Annotated in this window: 2 tRNA genes; both read right to left on the minus strand. The window is 51.9% G+C overall.

The window, feature by feature from the left end:
* Positions 1–78 precede the first annotated feature (78 nt).
* Positions 79–163, minus strand: a tRNA-Leu gene (locus A462_RS32200).
* Between the two features lie 56 nt (positions 164–219).
* Positions 220–295: transfer RNA gene (locus A462_RS32195), tRNA-His, on the minus strand.
* Between the last annotated feature and the right edge of the window lie 135 nt (positions 296–430).

Raw genomic sequence — 430 nt, forward strand, 5'->3', positions numbered from 1 at the left:
TTGCGTGACCAAAAAGCCCGTCAAAAAGGCTATTTGTTGAGCTTCGCGCCGACCCGCAGGCCTTCACGAAACTTTATTTGGTGCGGATGAAGAGACTCGAACTCTTACACCTTGCGGCGCTGGAACCTAAATCCAGTGTGTCTACCAATTCCACCACATCCGCGCTTGAAGCTTTTAAAGCAAAGGCGCCAGACTATTAATCTGGCGCCTTTTTAAATATGGGGTGGACGAAGGGGATCGAACCCTCGACAACGGGAGTCACAATCCCGTGCTCTACCAACTGAGCTACGCCCACCATATTGCGTGACCAAAAAGCCCGTCAAAAAGGCTATTTGTTGAGCTTCGCGCCGACCCGCAGGCCTTCACGAAACTTTATTTGGTGCGGAAGAAGAGACCCGAGCTCTTACACCTTGCGGCGCTGGCACCTAAA

Source organism: Pseudomonas sp. Ag1 (assembly GCF_000278565.1).
Classification (GTDB): domain Bacteria; phylum Pseudomonadota; class Gammaproteobacteria; order Pseudomonadales; family Pseudomonadaceae; genus Aquipseudomonas.